General features: G+C 66.1%; 3 protein-coding genes. All 3 read left to right on the forward strand.

The features are described from left to right. The first annotated feature begins 76 nt into the window (after positions 1 to 76). The 3 genes from tnpA to tnpC all read left to right on the forward strand — a co-directional run bounded on the left by tnpA (position 77) and on the right by tnpC (position 2,317). Complete coding sequence (tnpA, locus tag TU80_RS30970) at positions 77 to 373, forward strand: IS66 family insertion sequence element accessory protein TnpA (protein WP_057006142.1); 297 nt, start codon at positions 77 to 79, stop codon at positions 371 to 373. Beyond that, complete coding sequence (gene tnpB, locus TU80_RS30975; protein ID WP_043107207.1) at positions 373 to 711, forward strand: IS66 family insertion sequence element accessory protein TnpB; 339 nt, start codon at positions 373 to 375, stop codon at positions 709 to 711. Before tnpA ends, tnpB begins: the two co-directional genes overlap by 1 nt. A 64-nt stretch (positions 712 to 775) precedes the next feature. Continuing rightward, the gene (gene tnpC, locus TU80_RS30980; RefSeq protein ID WP_043107209.1) at positions 776 to 2,317 is read left to right on the forward strand and encodes an IS66 family transposase; all 1,542 of its coding nucleotides are present in this window, start codon (positions 776 to 778) and stop codon (positions 2,315 to 2,317) included. Positions 2,318 to 2,340 lie beyond the last annotated feature (23 nt).

Consider the following 2,340-nt stretch of genomic DNA (forward strand, 5'->3'; position numbering starts at 1 on the left):
GTAAGCGTCCAGCCCGCCCACCTTCTCCTCGAGCACCCCTGCCCGCATCCTCTGTATTTTTCAGCAGGGGATTCACATGGAAACGATGCACGCGCGGCGCGAGTCCTGGGCCAGGCATGTCCAGGCCTGGCGCGACAGTGGGTTGACTCAGGTCGCTTACTGTCAGCAGCATGAGCTCAAGCCCAAGGCTCTCGCTTACTGGATCAGGCGGAGCAAGCAGACGGCTACGCCGCTGACCCTGGTGCCGCTGGCGGTGCAGGGGCCATCTGTCAGCGGGGAGTTGCTGCTGCAACATGCCAGCGGCTGGCAGGTGGCATTGCCGGCTGGCGTCGATGCGGCCTGGCTGGCCGGGTTGCTGCGGGGGATGGCCTGATGCTGATACCGGCCCAGGTGTGGCTGGTGGTCGAGCCGGTCGATATGCGCCTGGGGATCGACGGGCTTTCGGCGCACATCCAGCAGGCGCTCGGGCGCCCGCCCTGCGATGGCACGGCCTATGCGTTTCGTAATCGGCGCGGCTCGCGGCTCAAGCTGTTGCAGTGGGACGGTACCGGTGTGTGGCTGAGCCAGCGGCGCCTGCATCAAGGCCATTTCCGCTGGCCCAACGCCGACGACAGGCTGTTCACCCTGACTCAGGCGCAGTGGCAATGGCTGATCGCCGGAATCGATTGGCAACGCCTCGAGGCGCGTCCTATGGGGCATTGGAAAGTGTGAAAAAATAACGCCTGAAAGCCAGTATTTACGGGCCTTTCAGGCGGATTTTCGGTAGAATTGGCGCATGCTCTTAACCGCCGAACTCGCCGCCCTGAACCTCGCTCCTGCCCAGCAGGAAGGCGTCGTTGCCGCCGTCCTGCCGCTACACACCGAGGCCGAAAAGCTGCGCGCCCAGGTCAAGCGCGATGCGTTGAAAATCCAGGCACTGACCCTTGAACTGGCGCACCTGCGGCGCATTCGTTTCGGCGTCAAAAACGAAGCCCTGTCGCCGGAGCAGTGCGATCTGTTCCGTGAGACGGCTGACGCCGACTGCGCCGCCATCGAGGCCGAAGTCGAGCAACAGGTGCCGCAGCTGCGCACCCAGCGCCCGCGCGCCGGTCGCCAGCCCTTGCCGGAACACCTGCCGCGCATCGAACACCGTCACGAACCCGAGACCTGCAGCTGCGGCCAGTGTGGCGGCGAGCTGGTCAAGATCGGCGAAGACATCAGCGAGCAGCTCGACGTTACACCGGCCAAGTTCTTCGTGCACCGCCACATTCGCCCGCAATACGCCTGCCGCCCGTGCGCAAGCATCACCGCCGCGCCGGTTCCGCCGGCGGTGATCGACGGCGGCATGGCTGCCCCGGGCCTGATTAGCTGGGTGCTGATCGGCAAGTACGTCGATCACCTGCCGCTCTACCGCCTCGAACAGATCGCCGCCCGTGACGGCGTCACCCTGGCCCGCTCGACCCTGGCCGAGTGGGCCGGGCGCTACGGCGCGGCCTTGCAGCCTCTGGCGGATCGGCTGAGCGAGTTGCTGCGACGACGACCCGTGCTGCACGCCGATGAAACACCCGTACAGCAACTCGATCCAGGCCGCGGCAAAACCAAACGCGCTTACCTCTGGGCCTACCGCAGCAACGACCTGGACGAGGGATCGCCGATCGCCGTGTTCGACTATCAGACCGGGCGCAGCGGTGCGTACGCACGGGCGTTTCTGGCGGACTGGAGCGGTCATCTGGTGGTCGACGATTACGGCGGCTACAAGGCGCTATTCCGGGCCGGTATCACCGACGTGGGCTGCATGGCCCATGCGCGGCGCAAGTTCTTCGAGCTGCACGCGGCCAACCAGAGCCCGGTGGCCACCGAGGCCTTGCGGCGCATCGCCGAGCTCTACGCGATCGAAGCGCGCGGCCGCGACCTCGACGGCAGCGCACGGCAGATGCTGCGCGGACAAGAAGCCCTGCCCAAACTGCAGGCCCTGCACGACTGGCTGCAGCTGACGCGGCAAGGCGTGGCCAACGGGGGTGGCCTGGCCAAGGCCATGGACTACAGCCTGAAACGCTGGCCGGCGCTGTCGCGCTACGCGCACAGCGCCAGCCTGCCGATCGACAACAACCCGGTGGAGAACGTCATCCGGCCGATCGCGGTGGGCAAGAAGAATTGGCTGTTTACCGGTTCGGAGCGCGCCGGCCGTCGCGCCGCCGCCATCCAGAGCCTGCTGGCCACCGCCAAACTGAACGGCATCGAACCCGCCGCTTGGCTCAAGGATACGCTGGAAAAACTACCCAGCTGGCCCAACAGCCGGATCGATGAGCTATTACCCCTCGCGCCTCAACCTGAGTAAAGGTGGGGCGGCTGGACGCTTAC

The organism is Pseudomonas veronii (genome assembly GCF_001439695.1).
Lineage (GTDB): Bacteria > Pseudomonadota > Gammaproteobacteria > Pseudomonadales > Pseudomonadaceae > Aquipseudomonas > Aquipseudomonas veronii.

Excerpts from the sequence above, each read along its gene's own strand:
- tnpA (WP_057006142.1), top strand. The coding sequence starts at position 77 with ATGGAAACGATGCACGCGCGGCGCGAGTCCTGGGCCAGGCATGTCCAG.
- tnpB (WP_043107207.1), top strand. The coding sequence starts at position 373 with ATGCTGATACCGGCCCAGGTGTGGCTGGTGGTCGAGCCGGTCGATATG.
- tnpC (WP_043107209.1), top strand. The coding sequence starts at position 776 with ATGCTCTTAACCGCCGAACTCGCCGCCCTGAACCTCGCTCCTGCCCAG.